General features: G+C 69.9%; 19 protein-coding genes and 2 pseudogenes. 10 read left to right on the forward strand and 11 right to left on the reverse strand.

Features of this window, described 5'->3' with window-relative positions:
• Window positions 1-15: 15 nt before the first annotated feature.
• Window positions 16-1,272 (reverse strand): serine hydrolase domain-containing protein, encoded by a 1,257-nt coding sequence (locus ABFX50_RS08845; RefSeq protein ID WP_346144870.1) that lies wholly within the window; start codon window positions 1,270-1,272, stop codon window positions 16-18.
• 258 nt (window positions 1,273-1,530) lie between these two features.
• Here ABFX50_RS08845 and ABFX50_RS08850 point away from each other — a divergent pair, with 258 nt between their 5' ends.
• Window positions 1,531-2,247, forward strand: coding sequence for a hypothetical protein (locus ABFX50_RS08850; RefSeq protein ID WP_346144872.1), 717 nt, complete (start codon window positions 1,531-1,533; stop codon window positions 2,245-2,247).
• 16 nt (window positions 2,248-2,263) lie between these two features.
• On the opposite strand, the gene ABFX50_RS08855 is transcribed toward ABFX50_RS08850, so the two are convergent.
• Window positions 2,264-3,112 (reverse strand): alpha/beta hydrolase, encoded by an 849-nt coding sequence (locus ABFX50_RS08855; RefSeq protein WP_346144874.1) that lies wholly within the window; start codon window positions 3,110-3,112, stop codon window positions 2,264-2,266.
• A 61-nt stretch (window positions 3,113-3,173) separates the two neighbouring features.
• Here ABFX50_RS08855 and ABFX50_RS08860 point away from each other — a divergent pair, with 61 nt between their 5' ends.
• The gene (locus tag ABFX50_RS08860) at window positions 3,174-3,860 is read left to right on the forward strand and encodes a type 1 glutamine amidotransferase (RefSeq protein WP_346144875.1); all 687 of its coding nucleotides are present in this window, start codon (window positions 3,174-3,176) and stop codon (window positions 3,858-3,860) included.
• Here the strand turns inward: ABFX50_RS08860 and ABFX50_RS08865 are convergent.
• Complete coding sequence (locus ABFX50_RS08865) at window positions 3,832-4,302, reverse strand: HXXEE domain-containing protein (protein ID WP_346144877.1); 471 nt, start codon at window positions 4,300-4,302, stop codon at window positions 3,832-3,834. The genes ABFX50_RS08860 and ABFX50_RS08865 overlap by 29 nt on opposite strands.
• A 74-nt stretch (window positions 4,303-4,376) precedes the next feature.
• On the opposite strand from ABFX50_RS08865, the gene ABFX50_RS08870 reads away from it, so the two are divergent.
• Genes ABFX50_RS08870 through ABFX50_RS08880 form a run of 3 tightly spaced genes read left to right on the forward strand, consistent with a single transcriptional unit; the run spans window position 4,377 to window position 8,947 of the window.
• Entirely contained in the window at window positions 4,377-7,304 is a 2,928-nt protein-coding gene (locus ABFX50_RS08870; protein WP_346144878.1) for a bifunctional [glutamine synthetase] adenylyltransferase/[glutamine synthetase]-adenylyl-L-tyrosine phosphorylase, read from the forward strand.
• A gap of 38 nt (window positions 7,305-7,342) precedes the next feature.
• On the forward strand, window positions 7,343-8,377 hold the full coding sequence (locus ABFX50_RS08875; RefSeq protein ID WP_346144880.1) for a hypothetical protein: 1,035 nt from the start codon (window positions 7,343-7,345) through the stop codon (window positions 8,375-8,377).
• A 42-nt stretch (window positions 8,378-8,419) separates the two neighbouring features.
• Window positions 8,420-8,947: a hypothetical protein gene (locus ABFX50_RS08880; RefSeq protein WP_346144882.1), complete on the forward strand. Its 528-nt coding sequence runs from the start codon at window positions 8,420-8,422 to the stop codon at window positions 8,945-8,947.
• A gap of 96 nt (window positions 8,948-9,043) precedes the next feature.
• On the opposite strand, the gene ABFX50_RS08885 is transcribed toward ABFX50_RS08880, so the two are convergent.
• Entirely contained in the window at window positions 9,044-9,922 is an 879-nt protein-coding gene (locus ABFX50_RS08885; protein WP_346144883.1) for a sigma-70 family RNA polymerase sigma factor, read from the reverse strand.
• A 70-nt stretch (window positions 9,923-9,992) separates the two neighbouring features.
• The gene (locus ABFX50_RS08890) at window positions 9,993-10,400 is read right to left on the reverse strand and encodes a VOC family protein (RefSeq protein ID WP_183658644.1); all 408 of its coding nucleotides are present in this window, start codon (window positions 10,398-10,400) and stop codon (window positions 9,993-9,995) included.
• Between the two features lie 350 nt (window positions 10,401-10,750).
• Here ABFX50_RS08890 and ABFX50_RS08895 point away from each other — a divergent pair.
• Window positions 10,751-10,942 (forward strand): annotated as a pseudogene (locus ABFX50_RS08895) (response regulator transcription factor); the annotation flags it as partial.
• 50 nt (window positions 10,943-10,992) lie between these two features.
• Here ABFX50_RS08895 and ABFX50_RS08900 read toward each other — a convergent pair.
• Window positions 10,993-11,394 carry a hypothetical protein gene (locus ABFX50_RS08900; protein ID WP_346144885.1) on the reverse strand — a complete coding sequence of 134 codons (402 nt, stop codon included), beginning with the start codon at window positions 11,392-11,394 and terminating at the stop codon, window positions 10,993-10,995.
• Window positions 11,395-11,801: 407 nt separating this feature from the next.
• A complete protein-coding gene (locus ABFX50_RS08905; RefSeq protein ID WP_183658654.1) occupies window positions 11,802-12,833 on the reverse strand; it encodes an aldo/keto reductase family protein in 1,032 nt (343 codons plus the stop codon).
• 51 nt (window positions 12,834-12,884) lie between these two features.
• Here ABFX50_RS08905 and ABFX50_RS08910 point away from each other — a divergent pair, with 51 nt between their 5' ends.
• Window positions 12,885-13,601, forward strand: coding sequence for a FadR/GntR family transcriptional regulator (locus ABFX50_RS08910; protein WP_346144888.1), 717 nt, complete (start codon window positions 12,885-12,887; stop codon window positions 13,599-13,601).
• 306 nt (window positions 13,602-13,907) lie between these two features.
• Here the strand turns inward: ABFX50_RS08910 and glnA are convergent, their stop codons facing one another.
• Together glnA and ABFX50_RS08920 are read right to left on the reverse strand one after the other, a co-directional pair.
• Complete coding sequence (gene glnA / locus ABFX50_RS08915; protein WP_183658658.1) at window positions 13,908-15,332, reverse strand: type I glutamate--ammonia ligase; 1,425 nt, start codon at window positions 15,330-15,332, stop codon at window positions 13,908-13,910.
• A 94-nt stretch (window positions 15,333-15,426) separates the two neighbouring features.
• Entirely contained in the window at window positions 15,427-15,588 is a 162-nt protein-coding gene (locus tag ABFX50_RS08920) for a hypothetical protein (RefSeq protein WP_346144889.1), read from the reverse strand.
• A 238-nt stretch (window positions 15,589-15,826) separates the two neighbouring features.
• Here ABFX50_RS08920 and ABFX50_RS08925 point away from each other — a divergent pair, with 238 nt between their 5' ends.
• Genes ABFX50_RS08925 through ABFX50_RS08935 form a run of 3 tightly spaced genes read left to right on the forward strand, consistent with a single transcriptional unit; the run spans window position 15,827 to window position 17,825 of the window.
• Window positions 15,827-16,294 carry an RDD family protein gene (locus ABFX50_RS08925; protein WP_346144890.1) on the forward strand — a complete coding sequence of 156 codons (468 nt, stop codon included), beginning with the start codon at window positions 15,827-15,829 and terminating at the stop codon, window positions 16,292-16,294.
• 57 nt (window positions 16,295-16,351) lie between these two features.
• Window positions 16,352-16,900, forward strand: coding sequence for a TetR family transcriptional regulator (locus tag ABFX50_RS08930; protein WP_346144892.1), 549 nt, complete (start codon window positions 16,352-16,354; stop codon window positions 16,898-16,900).
• Window position 16,901: 1 nt separating this feature from the next.
• Window positions 16,902-17,825 carry a glycoside hydrolase family 113 protein gene (locus ABFX50_RS08935; RefSeq protein ID WP_346144894.1) on the forward strand — a complete coding sequence of 308 codons (924 nt, stop codon included), beginning with the start codon at window positions 16,902-16,904 and terminating at the stop codon, window positions 17,823-17,825.
• Here the strand turns inward: ABFX50_RS08935 and ABFX50_RS08940 are convergent.
• On the reverse strand, window positions 17,809-18,570 hold the full coding sequence (locus tag ABFX50_RS08940; protein ID WP_346144896.1) for a class I SAM-dependent methyltransferase: 762 nt from the start codon (window positions 18,568-18,570) through the stop codon (window positions 17,809-17,811). The genes ABFX50_RS08935 and ABFX50_RS08940 overlap by 17 nt on opposite strands.
• A 22-nt stretch (window positions 18,571-18,592) precedes the next feature.
• Window positions 18,593-18,789: pseudogene (locus tag ABFX50_RS08945) on the reverse strand (IS5-like element ISMt1 family transposase); the annotation flags it as partial.

Below are 18,789 nucleotides of genomic sequence, written 5' to 3' on the forward strand. Positions count from 1 at the left end.
GGCGGCCGGCGGGGGTCAGAGGTACTTCGGGTAGAGGTCGGTGGTCGGCCAGGACGTCACCGTGTCGTGGGCCTGCCACATCAACCTGTCGATCACGTCGAAGTCGGGGGAGCCCGACTCCTCGCGCCGGTTGAACTGCACGCACCAGCTCACCCCCGCGGCGTTCCTCACCAGCAGCGTGAAGGTGCCGGGCATCGAGCCCGTGTGCCAGGTGTTGAGCCCGCTGCCCCACGTGCGCACGTACCAGCCGCAGCCGTACCACCAGCCGTCGCCGCTGACGCCGATCTCCGGCTTGGCGAAGGCGCGGGACAGGGAGGTGGCGTTGAGCACGGGCCCCGCCGCGTCGAAGACGCTGCCCCACTTGACCATGTCCACGGCGGAGGCCACCCAGCCGCCGTTGGCGTCCTGGTTGGGCATGTTGAACCCGCCGTAGGGGTACGGCACGACCTTGCCCGAGTCGTCCACCACGCTCTTGTTGGTGTACGCGGAGCTGTAGCCGACCTCGCTCGGCGACATCTCCGAGCGCAGGCTCTCGCCGAGGCTCATCCTCGAGATCCCCAGCGGCGCCAGCAGCTTGGACTGGACGTACGACTCGTAGCTCTGCCCTGAGACCTTCTCGATGATCCGGCCCAGCAGCATGTACCCGTAGTTGCTGTAGGCCATCTTGCTGCCGGGGTCGAAGTCGAGCGGCTTGGCGGTGACGTACCTGACGATGTCGGCGTGGCTGATCGGCAGCGGGGTGTCGAGGGAGGCGGAGATCGTCGCGTCGAGCCAGAGCGGGTCCTTGCTGACGTTCCTGTCCCAGCCGCCCGTGTGCTGCATCAGCCGCCAGAGCGTGACCTTCTCCAGGCGCGGGTCGGCGGCGGCCGACAGGCCGAGGAGTGTCGTGACGGGGGAGGTGAGGCTGACCTTGCCGTCCTGGGCCAGGCGCAGGATCGCCGCGGAGGTGATGCTCTTGCTCAGGCTGGCGATGCGGAACAGCGAGGTCGGCTGCACGCGGGCGAGGCGGACCATCGGGTTGGTGGAGTTCGGCCGGTAGGTCCCGTAGCCGCGGGCGGCCAGCAGCTTGCCCTTCCTGGCCACCGCCAGCTGACCGCAGGTGATGTTCCGCTCGGTCATGTACTTCTGCAGGGTCTTGTCGAAGGCGGCCAGCTGCGCCGGCACGGTCCCGCTGGGCAGCAGGTCGGCCTCGGCCCTGCCCGGCTGCAGACCCAGCGTCAGCGCGGGTACGGCGGCGGCGCCCGCCTTCAGCAGGTTCCGACGGCTCAGCACAGTCACTTCTGACCCCCACATCACATCCGTGTCAGGAAGTCAGCATCCTAGAGGACATGTCCGAACATCAGGTGATGTGCGGTCAACCTGACGCGCGCCGCGAGGAAGAGTGACAAGGATCACTGTCGCGCGCGGGAAGCCCTGCGGGCGCGAGGATGTTGGCCGGTCATGACCGCCCCTGGTTCGCTTGACAAAGCGGCGCTCAGCTAAAATCGGCCCGCTTGAAACGATATTTCCGGACATATAGGAGGGTGTGGCATGACGACGGCTGCCCTGCAGACCGTGCTGACCGTTCCCCGGCGCTTCCGCGGACCTGAGGGGATGGCCAACGGCGGCTGGATCTCCGGCACCGTGGCCGACGCGCTGAACGGTCTCGAATCGGCCGTCGAGGTCACCCTCCATGCTCCCACCCCGCTGGAGACCGAGCTCAGGCTCGAGCACGTCGCCAACTCGGCGACCCTCTCCCACGAGGGCACGCTGCTGGTCGAGGCCATCCCCGTCGCCGAGCACCTGAGCGGCCCAGGCTTCGTGCCGTTCAACGAGGCCGCCCGTGCCGAGGCCGGCTTCCCCGGCTGGCGGGGCCACGCCTTCCCCGAGTGCTTCGCGTGCGGCCTGCGCGAGCCGGGTGACGGCCTGCGTGTCTTCCCCGGCCCCGTCGAGGGCGCCGACGTCGTCGCCGCGGGCTGGCGCGTGCCGTTCACGGTGGCCGACGCCGACGGCGTCGTGCCCGCCTCCGTCGTCGGCGCGGTGCTCGACTGCGTCACCGGATGGGCGCACTTCCAGCCCGGGGAGTCCGCTCTCCTCGGCCGCCTGACCCTCCAGGTCAACCGCCGCGTCTACCCCGGCGGCACGTACTCCGTCGTGGCCAAGGCCACCGGGCGTGAGGGCCGCAAGCTCTTCGGCGAAAGCGCCATCTACGAGGTCGACGGGACGATGGTGGCCGCGGCCAAGGCGACCTGGATCGCTCCGCGTTAGGCGGCGCGGGCCGTCTCTAGCTCGTGAGACGGCCCGCCACCAGCGACGCGCACCGATCGTCGAACATGATCGTGTAGTGGTTGCAGTCGGGCACCACCTCGTCGCGAAGCAGCGCGACCCTGGAGGTCCACGCCTTGGCCAGTTCGTCGGGCAGCATGCCGACGCTCTGGTCGAGCAGCCCGCGAGGGGCCCTCAGCAGTTCGGTGGGCGCCTCGACGGCGGCGAGCGCGGCGCCGATCGGCTCGCCGTTGAGCCGCATCCACCTGCCGTCCTCGCGGACGGCCTCGCCCACGGCCCGTGACCGCAGCGCCCCCGGGGGCCCGAACAGGTCGTACCTGACGTACTCCTCCGCCTCGGGGGTCCAGTTCCCCGCGAAGGCCGGATGCGCCTGGAAGAAGGCGACGTAGTCGTCGGCCGTGGCGAAGGTCTGGCTCAGTCTGGCGATCGCGGGGCCGAGAGTCGCCTCGATCTCCGCGTCCACGTCGGCGCCCGGCGCCAGTGGGGGGAGCGGCAGCCCGCCGTCCACCAGCACCACCTTCCCGAAGCGCCGTCGCGCGCCGGCGAGCACGGCGACGTACGCGCCCATCGAATGGCCTGCCAGCACCGAGTCGGAGCCCGCCCCGACGTGCTCGGCCACGCGCAGCACGTCCTCGGCGTGTCTGGCCAGGCCGTAGGGGCCAGGCAGGTCGCGACTGTGGCCGCGCCCCCTGAGGTCCATCGCCACCAGCGACCACCCCTGCGGGAGCCGTCGCGCGACCGCGTTCCACGCCATGAGCGAGGCGGTGATGCCGTGCACCGCGACGATCCGCCTCGGGCCGGATCCGAAGGTGGCGATGCGCAGGCCGTCGACGTCGTCGAGCTTCATGGGCACACCCTAGTCCGGCGGCAGATCCGGGCATCGGCCTTGAGGCCGGATAATTGCGCTTATGCGCATCACCGTGATCGAGCACGAGGCCGGAGCCGGTCTGGGCTTCTTCGAGGGCTGGCTCGGCGTGCCCTGCGAGGTCGTCAGGCCGTACCTGGGTGAGAGCGTGCCCGCGCACGCGCCCGACGGGCTGATCGTCCTGGGCGGCGAGGCCTCGGCATGGGACGACGAGGGCTATCCCTGGCTGCCCGCCACCCGCGACCTGCTGCGGACCAGCGTCGCGAACGGCACGCCCACACTCGGGATCTGCCTGGGCGCCCAGCTCATGACCCTGGCCTGCGGTGGCGCGGTGGAGCGCGGCGGCGAAGGGCTCGAGGTCGGCGCCCGCGAGGTCGTGGCGCTGCCCGAGGCGGCGGCCGACCCGCTGTTCGGCGCGCTCGGCAGGGCGCCGGCCGTGCAGTACCACCAGGACGCCATGACCGCCCTGCCCGAGGGCGCCGTACGGCTGGCCGCCGGCGAGCAGTACCCCAACCAGGCCTACCGCCTCGGCGAGCGGGCGTGGGCCGTGCAGTTCCACCCCGAGGCCACGCCCGAGATCTTCGCCGGCTGGGGCGCGGACGAGGGGCTCGTCGTCGAGGTGAAGCGGGCCGAGGAGGACCTGGTCGAGGCGTGGAGGCCGATGGCCGAGGCGTTCGGCAGGCAGGTCGTGGACCAGGCGGTCAGAAGTGGCGGTCACGCGGCTTCGTGAGCACGTGGGCGGCGGCATGGACGCCGCCCAGCGCGAGGGGGAGCAGCAGCCAGCTCCACGCGGGCAGCCGCCTGTCCTCCAGCCTCCGCCAGGCCCACACCGAGTAGGGGATCACCACGAGCGGCGCGGTGACGGCGCCCGGCGTGTAGCCGCGCATGGCCGTGGCCTGGGCCAGGTGGATCACCCCGTGCACGCCGAAGGAGGCCACCGCCGCCCGGTAGAGCGCGCTCTTCGGGCCGCTCGCGGCGGCGGAGGCCACCAGCGCGCCCATGAGGCCGATGGCGACGGTCACGTGCCGCTGGTCGAGCTCCCATACGCCCTCGGGGATCCAGGGAAAGCGTTCGGTGAGCTCCGCCCTGTGCTCACGCGCCCAGCTCGCCATCGTGGCCAGCTCCTCGGCGTCGTGCAGTGTCCACGCGGCCAGCAAACCCCAGGCAGCCATGATCTCTCCCTTCTGAATACAACGCAACGTTGCGTTGTATTTCTCACTATACGCCGACCTGAGAGGATGGGGGCGTGCCCAGGATCGAGTCCACCGCCGCCCGCCTGGCCAAGCTCGGCTTCGCCGATCCGGCCCGTGCCGAGCGCCTGGTCCAGGAGGCCGGCGCCGAATGGCTGCTCGACGACTTCGCCGCCGTCGCCGATCCCGACCTCGCCCTGCTGTCGCTGACCCGGGTGGCCGAGCGGGAGTCCGGCCTGCTCGACGCGCTCCGCTCCGACGAGGGGCTGCGCTCACGGTTGCTCGGCGTCCTCGGGGTGAGCGCCGCGCTCGGCGAACACCTGGTCACCCATGAGGGCCACTGGCGCTCCCTGGCGGGCGAGCAGGCCGTCCTGCGCCCCGGCGAGGGCGAGATGAGGGCCGCCCTCCTGCGCGCGGTCGGGGCCGAGCCCGCCGACGGCCAGCCACGGGCGAGCGTGGCCTCTCCACGACGCGAGCTCAAGAGCGCCTACCGCGAACGGCTGCTGCGCCTGGCCGCCCGTGACATCACCGGCGCCGCCTCCTTCACCGAGGTCACCGCGGAGCTGTCCGACCTGGCGGGCGCCGCGCTGGAGGCCGGCCTCGCGGTCGCGAGGGCCGAGACCGGCCCTGGCGGGCTCGCGGCCGAAGAGCTCTCGACGGTACGGCTGGCCGTGATCGGCATGGGCAAGTGCGGCGCGCGCGAGCTCAACTACATCAGCGACGTCGACGTGATCTTCGTCGCCGAGCCCGCCGAGGGCGCGGACGAGACCAAGGCGCTGCGCGTGGCCACCCGTCTGGCGCAGGGCATGATGCGCGCCTGCGCCGAGCTGTGGGAGGTCGACGCGGGGCTGCGCCCTGAGGGCAGGGCGGGCCCCCTGGTCCGCACCCTCACCAGCCACCTGGCCTACTACCGGCGCTGGGCCAAGACCTGGGAGTTCCAGGCGCTGCTCAAGGCCAGACCGGTCGCGGGCGACGCCGAGCTGGGCGCGGCCTACGTCTCGGCCGTCGACGAGCTGGTCTGGCACGCAGCCTCCCGCGACAACTTCGTGGAGGACGTCCAGGCGATGCGCCGCCGCGTCGAGGCGCACGTGCGCGAGGACGGCGAGCGGCAGCTCAAGCTCGGCCCAGGGGGGCTGCGCGACATCGAGTTCGCCGTCCAGCTGCTCCAGCTCGTGCACGGAAGGCTCGACCCGCTGCTGCGCCGCAGGGCCACGCTTCCCGCCCTCGCCGCGCTGTCCAGAGGCGGCTACGTCGGCAGAGAGGACGCCAGGGGCCTGGCCGAGGCCTACACCTTCCTGCGCCAGGTCGAGCACCTGCTGCAGCTGCACAGGCTGCGCCGTACGCACATCGTGCCCTCGGCCCCCGGCGACCTGCGCAGGCTCGGCAGAGGGCTGAGGCTCGGCCCCGATCCCGAGGCGGAGTTCGTCAGGCAGTGGAAGAAGCACGCCAGGGAGGCGCGGCGGCTGCACGAGAAGCTCTTCTACCGGCCGCTGCTGCAGGCCGTGGCGAGGCTGCCCGACTCCGAGACACGCCTGTCCACCGCCGCGGCCACCGCCCGGCTGAAGGCGCTCGGCTTCGGCGACCCCTCGGGCGCGCTGCGCCACATCGCCGCGCTCACCACGGGCGTGTCCAGGCGCGCGGCCATCCAGCGCACGCTGCTGCCGGTCATGCTCGGCTGGTTCGCCGACACCCCCGATCCCGACGCGGGGCTGCTGGGCTTCCGCCAGGTCAGCGACCAGCTCGGCACGACGCCCTGGTACCTGCGGCTGCTGCGTGACGAGACCGCCGTCGCCGCCAGGATGGCGCGCGTCCTCGGCACCAGCCGCTACGCCACCGACCTGCTCACCCGCGCGCCCGAGGCCGTCGCCATGCTCGGCTCCGACGCCGACCTGGCGGCCAGGCCGTTCGCGGCGCTGAGGGCCGAGGCGGCCGCCGCCGTCTCCAGGCACGACGACGCCGAGACCGCCGTCGCCTCCGTCAGGGCGCTGCGGCGCAGGGAGCTGTTCCGTACGGCCGTCGCCGACCTGTCGGGCCTGACCGACATCGAGCAGGTCGGGGTGGCGCTGTCGGAGCTGAACGACGTGACGATCCAGGCGGCGCTCGACGCGGCGATCGCCAAGGTGCGGCTGGAGAGCAGGGGCGAGTCGCCTGGCAGGTTCGCGGTCATCGCGATGGGCAGGCTCGGCGGCATGGAGTGCTCCTACGCCAGCGACGCCGACGTGATGTTCGTCTGCGACCGCATGGAGAGCGCCTTCGCCGTGGCCAACGAGCTCAGGCGGCTGCTGGCGCTGCCCGCGCCCGACCCGCCGCTGCTGATCGACCCCGACCTGCGGCCCGAGGGCAGGCAGGGGCCGCTGGTGCGCACGCTGGCCTCCTACCGGGCCTACTACGGCAGGTGGTCGTCGCCGTGGGAGTCGCAGGCGCTGCTGCGCGCCCGCTTCAGCGCCGGTGACGCCGAACTCGGCGAGGCGTTCGTCTCCGTGGTCGACGAGCTGCGCTACCCGCCGGGCGGGCTGCCCCTCGAGTCGGTGAGGGAGATCCGCAGGCTGAAGGCGCGCATGGAGGCCGAACGGCTGCCGCGCGGCGCCGATCCCGCCCTGCACACCAAGCTCGGCAGGGGCGGGCTGTCCGACGTCGAGTGGGTGGCCCAGCTGCTGCAGCTCCAGCACGCGGGCTCGTTGAGCTCGCTGCGCACCACCAGGACCCTCGAGGCGCTGCGCGCGGCCGTGCACGAGGAACTGCTCGAAGCGGACGAGGCGCGGGTGCTGGCCGACAGCTGGCGTTTCGCCTCCCGCATCCGCGACGCGATCATGCTCGTGAAGGGCAGGGCGGGCGACATGGTGCCCACCGACGTCAACGAGCGGCGGCTGATCGCAGGGACGCTCGGCTATCCGCCCGACGGCTCGGAGGACTTCGTCGACGACTACCGCAGGGTGACCCGCCGCGCCCGCAAGGTCGTGGAGAGAGTCTTCTACGGGGATTGATTGCGGGGCCACGCGCGGAGGTGTATCAAGAGCGCGGGGTGATCGGTTTGCTGTCTGTTTACGTGGACCTGGCGCTCGGCCTGGTGACGTCGTTCCTGCTGCTGTCGCTGCTGGTCAGCGGGCTCAACGAGGGCTTCGTCAGGCTGCTGTCGATCCGCAGCAAGTTCCTGTGGGCCTACCTTCGCGACACCATGGACGGCGCGGCGCCCTCGGGCCGTTCGTGGCTGCCCAGCACGGTCTCCGACGTCTTCGCCAAGCTGCCCTTCTCCGAGGATCCGCGCCCCGCGCACAACGAGCAGCCCTCTCCCTCCGAGGTCGCCCCCGTGCCCGAGCACGAAGGCGCCCTGACCGGCCTGTTCTACCAGCGGGTCCGCGAGATCGACTACGCCAGGCGGGGCAGGACCAGCATCTCCGACATCCCGCCCGAGCGGTTCTCGGTGGCGATGATGGAGATGGCCTCCGCGGAGAAGGACGGCGTCGAGGGGCTGCTGGCCAAGCTTCAGGCGGTCGGCAGCCCGCTGCACGGTCACCTGCAGGGCCTGTGGGAGGGCTCGCAGCGCGACCTCAACCGCTTCAGGCAGGGCGTCGAGAGCTGGTTCGACGCCGAGATGCAGCGCCTGTCCATGCTCTACAGGCGCTACGTCAAGTGGGTCGTGGCGATCCTCGGCTTCGTCGTCGTGCTGCTGTTCAGCATGGACGGCCTCGAGTACGCCAAGACGCTGCTGCGTGACAACGCCTACCGCTCGGCCGTCTCGGCGATCGCGGCAGGCGACAGCGAGCGGCTCGAACCGCTGCGCGAGGAGTGCGCCACGCCGGGCAACCCGTACCGCTGCGTGACCGAGACGCTGAGCTCGCCCGCGCTGGTCAAGGTCTTCGACCACGCGATCGTCAGCGTCGTGATCCCCGAGGAGGGCGATCCGTCCCTGTCGTGGAACGGCGGCGTCTGGTGGGAGCGCCTCATCACCCTCAGCCACTGGCCAGGCTTCCTGGTCACCTACCTGGCGCTGCTGTTCGGCGCGCCCTTCTGGTGGGACGTCCTGCGCCGCATCACCGGCCTGCGCTCCACCAAGTAAGATCACCTCACTCCCCCCATGGTTTCAGTGGGAGGAGTCCACATGTGGATGATCGCCGGGATCGTACTGGCCTCGACCGTCGTGGCGCCGGTGCCCGACGTCGCGGGCCAGGGCTTGGTGATGGCGGTGCAGGCGCTCAAGGACGCGGGCTACGAGCGCATCAAGTCCACCGACGTCAGCGGGCGGGGGCGCATCGTGGTCGTGCGGCGTGACTGGAAGGTCTGCCGTCAGCAGCCTGGCGCGGGAGCGGTGCGAACGGACACGCGGAGGCAGACACAGGTCGAGCTCTCGGTGGTGAAGGTGGGGGAGAACTGCCCCACGCGTGTGGAGGCGCCGGTCAGGCCGGGCTTCATGCCCGCGCTCTCGGGCAAGAGCGTCCGGGTCGCCCGGCAGTCGCTGCCGGGCCGTACGACCATCAGGATCACCGACGCCACCGGGCAGAACCGCCTCGTCTTCTGGGACACGGCCTGGCGGGTCTGCACCCAGACCCCCGCCGCCGGTCAGCCGCTCACGGGCGGCCCCGTGCTCCTGCGCACGGTGAAGTACGGCGAGGCCTGCCCCGCGCGCTGACGGAGACGCCGGCGAGGCTTGGCGGCGATGCACGCCATGGCCGCCGAGCCCCGTCGGATTTGATACAGCGATTCAGCTGGAAGCGGTGAGCGTGTCTCACACAGGGTCTGGCAGGTGCATCGATGCGAGCTTGGCGGGATCAGCCACGATCGCGATGGCGGCGATCCGGCCGTCGGCGACCGTGAACGAGATGATCGAGAGCGGGGTTCCGTCCTCGCGCCACGAGACGTACCCGGGAAGGCCGTTGACGAGCACCGCTCGATGTCGTGCGACAGCGCCGGAGACCATCCGCGCACCGGCGGCGACCGCGGTGGCGCCGAGGGTGACGACCACCCCGTTCGGAGTGTCTACCGTCAGTCTCACGTCCGGGTCGAGCACGCGCAGCAGCGCCTCGAAGTCGCCGCCCCTCGTGGCCGCGCGGAAGGCGTTGATGACCTGTCGTTGTTCCGGTCCGACCATCGCCGGCCGCTCGGTTGCCCGTACCTTCCTTCGGGCGCGGCTGGCGATCATCTTGGTGGCGTCGGCGGACTTGCCGAGGATCTGGCCGATCTCGGCGAACGGCACCCCGAACAGGTCGTGCAGCACGAACGTCAGCCGCTCGCTGGGCCCGAGCGCGTCCAGGACGACGAGCAGCGCGAGCCCCACCGAGTCGGCGAGCGCCACGACTTCCTCGGGCTCAGCGCTGTCGTCGACCGTTATCACGAGCTCGGACAACCCGTCTCCGTAGGACGCCTCGGGGCGGACCTGACGGGACCGCAGGACATCCAGGCTGATCCGGCCGACCACCGTGGTCAGCCAGCCCGTCAGGTTCTCGATGGTCGTCGCGTCCTGGCGGGCGAGCCGCATCCAGGCCTCCTGGACCACGTCCTCGGCGTCGGCGTGCGATCCGAGCACGCGGTAGGCGACCGCGCTCAGCCGGTCGCGCTGGGCCTCGAACGCTTCGGCCAGCAGGCCCGTCCGGCTGGTGTCAGTCATCCTGTGGGTTCCTCGGATCTGCTTGCTCACGGGTCGTGACGGCCTGGATCGTCGCATGGTCTACGGCCGGTCAGCCATCGGCACGGTTTCGGCGGCGCTGCTGGCGGAGCGAGATCCGGTTGCCGTCCGGATCCACCGCCTCGATGCGAACGCCGAACGGGTAGTCCTCCGGTTCGGGCTGGTCGAATGTCACGCCGCGCCGGCGAAACACCTCGAAGTCCTTCCTCAGGTCGTCCGACTCGAGGATGAGCGCACCGGCGGCGGCGTCCGGCCGCTTCTCGACCGGCTGTCCCTCGGCCTGCGCATGCGACCAGAGGAGGATCTGGACCGGACTGCCGGCGACGCCCACGGTGAGGAAGCGTCCTTCCGGCCCCGGGTAGTCGACGCGCTTCTCCAGGCCGAGCCCTTCGGTGTAGAACTTCAGCGCGCGGTCCTGATCGGTGACGTGGACCGTCACATACATAAGGTTCGTCAGCACCCTGATCTCCCATCTCGTTGTTGGTCCGACGACCGTGGGCGTACACGGCCGTCGCTCCTATGACGGGCGCGGACGCCAGAAGGTAACGAACGGACCGAGCGCTGCAAGGGCGTCCGCGAGGGAAGGGCAGATCCGGAGACCGACCCCACCCGTCTCGAAGTCAGATGATCTTCAGCGAGGCGGCTCGCTGTCGCCGCTGTAGGGGGCTCCAGACCGAGATGTAATGTCCTGCCCGCTACTCACCAAGAAGGGGGAAGGCTCGAGCAACTGGAAGGCGTAGTGGATGGCAGACACTTCATCGGTGGATCTCCGGCGGACGATGCGAGATCCCGAGGCGTTCGAAGCCTTCTCTCACCGCCCGGGAACTGGAGACGGTCAAGCTCGTGGCGCTCGGCCTCTCCAACGACGAGATCGCCGAGCGCCTCGTCATCAGCCCGCTCACTGCCAAGACCCACATCACCAGGGCCATCGCCAAGCTGAACGTGCGCGACAGGGTCCAGTTGGTCATCCTGGCCTACGAGAGCGGCCTGATACGTCCTGGCGTGTGGCGACGGCCTCCGGATGATCAATGCGTGAGCGACGGGCGGGCGGCCTATTCGACGCGTTCGGCGTTGGAGTCGTAGCCGCCCCCGCCCGGGTAGACCCACGCTCCGGTGAGGCTGTGGCTGTCCGGACTGAAGACGCCCTGATAGTAGGCGGGAGAGCCCCGCTCGCCCGCCCAGATGGTGAGGGTGTCACCCTCTATCTCATAGGTGTAGTCGAGGGTGCTGCCATCGTCGCCGTAATAGCGAGACTTGATGTCGGCGCTGGGCTCGGCCATCAGCTTTCGTTCCCTGCCGATGATCTCGATGCCGTGCGCGCCGCCAAGGTGGACATCCTGCTGGAGGAAGAAGTCGTTCAGCCAGCGGTAGGTCACGGTTCCCTCGTGCCCTCCGGTGATCTTCCACGTGCCGACGAGCCTGGCAAGGGCCTGCAGTGCTGGGTCGTTGGTCATCGCCGTCCCCTTCGCATCGGGTCGTCACCTCGACAGACCGGCGTCCGCAAGAATCTCATCGGTCGCAAGGGCGTACAAGCCGGACCAGCCCTCAGGCGAGCTCGTCCTCATTTGCCCGCTCCCAGGCGGCCCGGTGCCTGAAGCGGGCAGCTCGACGGCCAGGCGGACGAGCACGGCACCGGTTCACGCTGGTCAGCCCATCTACGGGTTTCCATTTCCGGGATCGCATCCATCGACGTCTTCGCCCAGCCACCCCCTCGAGATCGGCGTGCCAGCACGCTGGCATGCCACGCGTTTCCGGGACGGTGTCACAGGCGGCGCCATGGTCGTGCCCGGCGTCCGACAGGATCCTTGACCGGCGGCCGATGAGCTGGTGGCCGCCAAGAGCGACGGCCACCATCCCGCCGTCAGGACTTCCAGGCCGGCATCACGTCGAACGGAGCCGCGACCTTGGCGGGGTCGCGTTCGGCGAGGTCTCCATACATGTCGTCGATCAAGACGGCGTCGATCCTGGCCATCGTCTCCGCGTCGAGCGTGTGGCCGGCGGCGACGGCGTTCTCGCGGATCTGCCCGGGACGGGAGGCCCCGATGATGGCGCTGGAGACCGCCGGGTTCTGCAAGACCCACGCGACGGCGAGCTGGGCGAGCGTGAGGCCGAGCTCGTCGGCGATCGGGCGCAGGCGTTGCACGGCCGACAACACCGGCCCGCCGAGGTAGCGGCCGACGAAGGTGGAGCCGAGGGAGCTGGTGGCCCGGCTCTCGGCGGGTGGCTGCTGCTCGGGCCGGTACTTGCCGGTCAGAGTGCCCTGCGCCAGAGGGGAGAAGGCGATCTGGCCCAGGCCAAGCCGGGAGCTCGTGGGCACGATCTCCGGCTCGATGACCCGCCACAACAGGGAGTACTGCGCCTGGTTGGAGATCAGCGGCACCCTCAGCTCCTTGGCGAGGGCGGCGGCGGCCTCGATCTGGTCGGCTCGCCATTCGGAAACGCCGAGGTAGAGCACCTTGCCCTGCCGTACCAGATCCGCGAAAGCGGTCATGGTTTCCTCCAGCGGCGTCTCCTCGTCGAAGCGGTGCGCCTGGTAGAGGTCGATGTAGTCCGTGCCGAGGTTGCGCAGGGAGGCGTGACAACTGTCGGTGATGTGCTTGCGCGAGAGGCCCTTGTCGTTGGGGCCGGTGCCGGTCGGCAGGCAGACCTTGGTGAAGATCTCGATCGACGCGCGGCGCACACCAGACAGGGCTTGGCCGAGCACTCGCTCCGCGGCGCCGTAGTCGGGGCGGCCGTACACGTCCGCGGTGTCGAAGCTGGTGATGCCGGCGTCAAGGGCCTCGGCCACGCACTGGCGTGCGTTCTCGGCGGCGTCGGCGGAGTGGGTGAGCCAGTTGCCATAGGTGAGCGCGCTGACCGAAAGGCCGCTGGCGCCGAGCTTGCGGTATTCCATGGCACAGCAAGCTAGCATGGACGTCCAATCATTGGACCTCTGGAGATCCCCGTGCGCACGGTCACCCGTAACTCGCTCGTCGACCAGGCTATTCAGCAGCTACGCGAGGCGATCGTCTCCGGTGAGTGGCCGGTGGGGGAGCGCATCCCTGCCGAGCCGCAACTGATCGAGCTGCTCGGCGTGGCCCGCAACACGATGCGCGAGGCGGTCCGCGCGCTGGCGCACGCGGGCATGCTGGAGGTACGGCACGGCGACGGGACCTACGTGCGCGCCAGGGGCGAGACCGAGGGCGTGCTGTTGCGCCGGCTGGAGCTGTCGGACCTGCTGGAGGTGGCGACCGTACGGCGCGGGCTGGAGGTGGAGGCGGCCCGGCAGGCCGCCGAACGGCACACGCCGGACGATCTGGTACGGCTGGCGGACCTGGCCGGCGGTCCCGACGAGGGCACCATCCAGGACCGCGTCGCGCGGGCGATCGACTTCCACCTCGCCCTGGTGGACGCTTCCCACAACAAGTTGCTCATCGACCTGTACCGGGCTATCTCCTCTGTGGTCGCAGCCGGGATGAGCCAGGCCACCGCGGACCCCCGACTGTCCGACGTCGGCACGCGCGAGCATGAGGAACTGCTCGCCGCCATCGCCGGCGGTGATGGCGAGCAGGCAGCGCAGGCCGCGGGCCGGCACCTGGATCCCCTGATCGACCAGGTGCGAGCCCGCCTGGCCACGTCGGCATCCGGGGAGGACCGGTACGGATTTCGGCGGCAGGGCTGAATGAGCTTCCGTTTCCGCAGTTCAGCGCATCGACTCCTGTTGACGGACACCCAACAGGAATGCGTCTTGGGCCCCGAACGATGTTGATCTTGTACGAGACGGATGGCTCCTGGTCGCAGGGCAGCGCGGATGCGTGCCGTATCGGCTGGTCGGAGCCCACACGCGTCTCTGGAAGAAAGCTTTCGATCTCCATGGCATGAGCGGCAGGGCGGTGCCGGGTTTCCCCTCAGGTCCCGACCGCAGCTGAAAAGGCCGTCGGCCGCGCCCGGGGCGGGCACGGCCGACGGCCTCACTCACATGACGTGCTCACACGTCGTAGTACATCTCGAACTCGTGCGGGTGCGGGCGCAGGCGGATCGGGTCGACCTCGTTGGTGCGCTTGTAGTCGATCCACGTCTCGATCAGGTCGGGCGTGAACACGCCGCCCTCGAGCAGGTAGTCGTGGTCGGCCTCGAGCGCGTCGAGGACCTCCGACAGCGAGCCGGGCACCTGCGGGACGAGACGGGCCTCCTCCGGAGGCAGCTCGTACAGGTCCTTGTCGACAGGCTCCGGCGGCTCGATCTTGTTGCGGATGCCGTCGATGCCCGCCATCAGCATCGCCGCGAAGGCGAAGTACGGGTTGCAGGAGGGGTCGGGCACCCTGAACTCGATGCGCTTGGCCTTCGGGTTGGACCCGGTGATCGGGATGCGCACGCAGGCCGAGCGGTTGCGCTGGGAGTAGACCAGGTTGACGGGCGCCTCGTACCCCGGCACCAGGCGGTGGTAGGAGTTCACCGTCGGGTTGGTGAAGGCCAGCAGCGAGGGCGCGTGCTTCAGCAGGCCGCCGATGTAGTAGCGGGCGGTGTCGGACAGGCCCGCGTAGCCGACCTCGTCGTAGAAGAGCGGCGAGCCGTCCTTCCACAGCGACTGGTGGCAGTGCATGCCGGAGCCGTTGTCACCGAAGATCGGCTTCGGCATGAAGGTGACCGTGTGACCGTACTCGAGGGCCGTGCTCTTGATGACGTACTTGTAGAGCATGAGGTTGTCGGCCGTCTTGAGCAGCGTGCCGAACTTGAAGTCGATCTCCGCCTGGCCCGCGGTGCCGACCTCGTGGTGCTGCATCTCGACCTCGATGCCGCTCTCGATGAGGTTGCGGACCATCTCCGAGCGTAGATCGGTGAAGTGGTCCATCGGCGGGACAGGGAAGTAGCCGCCCTTGTAGCGCGGCTTGTAGCCCAGGTTGCCGCCCTCGGCCGCCTTGCCGGTGTTCCAGGCGCCCTCGATGGAGTCGACGTAGTAGTAGCTCGAGTGCTGGTTGGTCTCGAAGCGCACGTCGTCGAAGATGTAGAATTCGGCCTCGGGGCCGAAGTAGACCGTGTCGGCGATGCCGGTGCCCTTGAGGTACTCCTCCGCCTTGCGGGCGACGTTGCGCGGGTCGCGGCTGTAGGCCTCGCCGGTCAGCGGGTCGTGCACGAAGAAGTTGATGTTGAGCGTCTTGTGCTGGCGGAACGGGTCGAGCACGGCGCTGGAGGGGTCGGGCAGCAGGAGCATGTCCGACTCGTGGATGGCCTGGAAACCGCGGATCGACGAGCCGTCGAACATGAGGCCGTCGGAGAAGACGTTCGCGCCGAAGTTCTCGACCGGGAAGGTGAAGTGGTGCGTCGTCCCCGGCAGGTCGGTGAACCTGACATCGACGAACTGCACCCCTTCGTCCCTAATGAACTTCAGGACGTCGTCGGCGGAGTTAAACACTCTCGAACCTCCCAGGGGCATGGGCTATCAGGCCGACCGTAGGGGTCGGCCGTTTCCGGCCCGTGTCCCGATTGTTTCGCATGTGTTAAGCCCGTCACGTCTCGGAGGAGATCGTGCACTCCTCGTTGTGCTCAGGAGCGAGGTCGTAGGGGTCGCCGGCGTGCTCGGTGGCCCGCTCGGCCACCTTGTCGCGCGGCGAGTCGGGATAGAAGGGATGGACGAAGGAGTCGTCGACGTCGCACCTGGCGGGGGTCACCCCGCCGGTGTTCCAGTTGTAGACCCAGACGACCAGCTCGCCGTCCTCACGGTAGACGTGCGGGCGCGCTCCTTAAGGAAGCCGCGATGGTCCTCGGGCGTGGTCGCTCGGGTTCCACCTGGGAGACGAGCGCGTTGAAGCGGTCGTCGAGATCGTCGGGGGACATGGATGGCTCGTGCCTTTCGGGGGGTGTCGAGGCATGATACGGACCGGCACCCCGGGCGGATACCGTTGGGGTATGAGCGGCAAGCAGGAGCAGCCCCGGTGGACCCAGACCTGGCTGGGAGGGGTGAGGTCGGCGGGGGTCGATCTCGGGTACCCGGGAGAGCGGCTGGGCGTGCCCGAGGAGGACAGCGGCTCGATGGCCAGGTTCGGGCGCAGGTTCGGCGCCCTGGTCATCGACTGGCTGATCTGCACGTGGGCCATCGCCCAGGCGCTGCTTCGGATCAACCCCGCCGAGTCGCCGTGGGTGCCGGTGACGATCTTCGCGGTGCAGTACCTGCTGCTGGTCGGCTTCCTCGGCCAGACCTTCGGCCACCGGCTGATGGGCATCAGGGTCGCGGCGATGGACGGCGGGCGGCCCAGGTGGCTTCCCGTGCTGGTGCGCACCATCCTGCTGTGCCTGGCCGTCCCCGCGGTGATCTTCGACCGCGACCAGCGCGGCGTGCACGACAGGGTGTCGAACACCATGGTCGTGCGCATGTAGGGCAGGCACCCTTAATTATGTACCCGGTTCACCTATGAACCAGGTATGGTTTTGCGTATGACTGGTTTGCGCGAGCGCAAGAAGGAACAGACGCGCTGCCGCATCGAGCAGGTGGCGATGCGGTTGTTCGCCGAGCGGGGCTTCGACGACGTCACGGTCAACGAGATCGCCGAGGCGGCCGAGGTGGCGAAGGTGACGCTGTTCAAGTACTTCCCCTCCAAGGAGTCGCTGGTACTCGACGGTGTCAAGGAGGACTTCGCGGGGATCGTCGCCGCCCGCCAGGACGGCCGGTCGGTCGTCGACGCGGTGCGCGACCACTGCGCCCTGATGGTCAGGGCCGACGCCCCCGAGGTGGCGACCCTGGTCAGGATCATCTCCGGCAGCCCCGCGCTGCTGGTGGGGTTGCAGGCGGTCCAGGCGGGACAGCGGGCGGAGCTGGCGGCCGTGCTGGCCGCCGAGCGGGACGAGATCACCGCCCGCCTCATGGCGGCGCAGCTCATGTCCACCGTGACGGCGCTGCAGGAGCTGTTCTTCGAGGGACGCCTCACGGACGACGCGGTGAAACGCGCCTTCGACCTGCTCGAGAACGGAATGAGGGGACACTGACGTGCGCGCCAGGGGCATCAACTACGACACGGGCTTCCTGCCCGACCTCTCCAGGAAGACCTTCGACCCCGCCGACGTGGCCAGGGAGATGAAGGTGATCGCCAAGGAGCTGCGCTGCACCGCCGTACGGGTGTCGGGGGTGGTGCCCGAGCGGCTGTCGGTGGCCGCCGAGCAGGCGGCCGCGGCCGGCCTCGAGGTGTGGTTCGCGCCCTTCCCCGTGGACCTGACGCCCGAGGAGATGACCGGGCTCTACGCCGACTGCGCCGACAGGGCCGAAGCGGTGCGCAGGTCGGGCGCCGAGGTGGTGTTCGTCACGGGATGCGAGACCAGCGCCTTCGGCAGGGGTTTCATGGCGGGCGAAACCTACATGGAGCGCATGGAGGCCATGGCCATGGCGGACATCGAGTGGTGGGGCAGGCTCGGACCCGTTCTCGAGCGCCTGAGCCTCTTCCTCGCCGACACCGTGGAGGCTGCGGTCAGGCCGCGCTTCGGCGGGCGTGTCACCTACGCCTCGGGCCCGTGGGAGTTCATCGACTGGACCCCCTTCGACCTGGTCGGCGTGGACGCCTACCGGGCCGCCTACAACGCGGGCGGCTTCGCCGAGGAGATCCGCGGCCACTTCGAGCACGGCAAGCCGGTCGCCGTCACGGAGTTCGGCACCTGCGCCTACACGGGGGCGGGGCAGCTCGGCGGCATGGCCTGGCGCCCTCCCGCCGGCGCGGTGCGCGACGAGGGCGAGCAGGCCCGCTATTTCACCGAGCTCATGGACGTCTTCGAGGCCGAGGGCGTCGACAGCGCCTTCTGGTTCACCTTCGCTGGGTACAGCCACGAGGGGGAGGACGACCTGGCCTCCTACGGCGTCGTCAGGATGCCGGGAGGCGAGCCCAAGGAGGTCTTCCACGCCATGGCTAAGCGCTACAGGTGAAGATGGCCGTGCCGGGCAGGTGCCGGCCTCTGAGGGGGCTCCATCCGCCCCACACCCGGTCGTGGCCGCGCGGCCACTCGGGCTCCAGCAGGCCTCTGACGGTCAGCCCTGAGGCGACCACCAGGGAGATCCAGTCGCCCATCGTGCGGTGGTGCTCGACGTAGGTGGGCGTGCCCTCGTCGTCCCTCTCCTCGTACGGCGTGCGGTCGAAGTAGGACCGGTCGGAGGTGAGCCCCCGCTCGCCCGGGTCGTCGGGAAAGGCCCACCTGATCGGATGGCTCACCGAGAACACGAACAGCCCACCGGGCCGCAGCACCCTGCGGACCTCGAGGAGGACCCGCAGCGGCTCGGCCACGAACGGCAGCGCGCCGAAGGCCGAGCACGCCAGGTCGAAGCTGGCAGGGGCGAAGGGCAGGCTCTCGGCGTCGGCCTGCACGACGGGAACGCGCAGCCCCGTGTCGAGGTCGAGGCGCTGGGAGTGGCGCAGCTGGCGGTGGGAGATGTCGAAGGCCGCCACTCTCGCGCCCTGCCCCGACAGCCATCGCGCGCACTGGGCCGCGCCGCAGCCGATCTCCAGCACGTCCTTGCCCGCGACCTCGCCGAGCAGGTGCGCCTCGGCCTCGTCGACCCCCTCGGGACACCAGATGAAGCCGGAGTCGCGAAGGAAGTCTCCGTGCTCCACCTGGTACTCGTCCGCGTTGCCGTCCCACCAGAAGCGGTTGGCCCGCGACGACGCCGACAGCACTAGGAGCTGTTCGGAGTTCGGATCATGTGGCTGAGGTGAGGAGCTTCAACCACATGATCGAGCCTCGGAGGTGGAGTCCGGCCTCGTAGCTCTCCGGAGCCTTGTCGTAGCGGGTAGCCAGACCACGCCAGGTCTTGATCTTCTGAAAACAGCGCTCGACGGTGTTGCGCTGCTGGTAGCGCCCTGGATCGAAGCCGACGGGCCGCCCACCGGCCGAAC

Origin of the sequence: Nonomuraea recticatena (assembly GCF_039533245.1) — a bacterium.
In the GTDB taxonomy this organism is placed as follows: domain Bacteria; phylum Actinomycetota; class Actinomycetes; order Streptosporangiales; family Streptosporangiaceae; genus Nonomuraea; species Nonomuraea roseola.

Coding starts and splice junctions, on each gene's coding strand:
- ABFX50_RS08850 (WP_346144872.1), top strand. CDS start 1,531: ATGACGACGGCTGCCCTGCAGACCGTGCTGACCGTTCCCCGGCGCTTC.
- ABFX50_RS08855 (WP_346144874.1), bottom strand. CDS start 3,112: ATGAAGCTCGACGACGTCGACGGCCTGCGCATCGCCACCTTCGGATCC.
- ABFX50_RS08860 (WP_346144875.1), top strand. CDS start 3,174: ATGCGCATCACCGTGATCGAGCACGAGGCCGGAGCCGGTCTGGGCTTC.
- ABFX50_RS08865 (WP_346144877.1), bottom strand. CDS start 4,302: ATGGCTGCCTGGGGTTTGCTGGCCGCGTGGACACTGCACGACGCCGAG.
- ABFX50_RS08880 (WP_346144882.1), top strand. CDS start 8,420: ATGTGGATGATCGCCGGGATCGTACTGGCCTCGACCGTCGTGGCGCCG.
- ABFX50_RS08885 (WP_346144883.1), bottom strand. CDS start 9,922: ATGACTGACACCAGCCGGACGGGCCTGCTGGCCGAAGCGTTCGAGGCC.
- ABFX50_RS08900 (WP_346144885.1), bottom strand. CDS start 11,394: ATGACCAACGACCCAGCACTGCAGGCCCTTGCCAGGCTCGTCGGCACG.
- ABFX50_RS08905 (WP_183658654.1), bottom strand. CDS start 12,833: ATGGAATACCGCAAGCTCGGCGCCAGCGGCCTTTCGGTCAGCGCGCTC.
- ABFX50_RS08925 (WP_346144890.1), top strand. CDS start 15,827: ATGAGCGGCAAGCAGGAGCAGCCCCGGTGGACCCAGACCTGGCTGGGA.
- ABFX50_RS08930 (WP_346144892.1), top strand. CDS start 16,352: ATGACTGGTTTGCGCGAGCGCAAGAAGGAACAGACGCGCTGCCGCATC.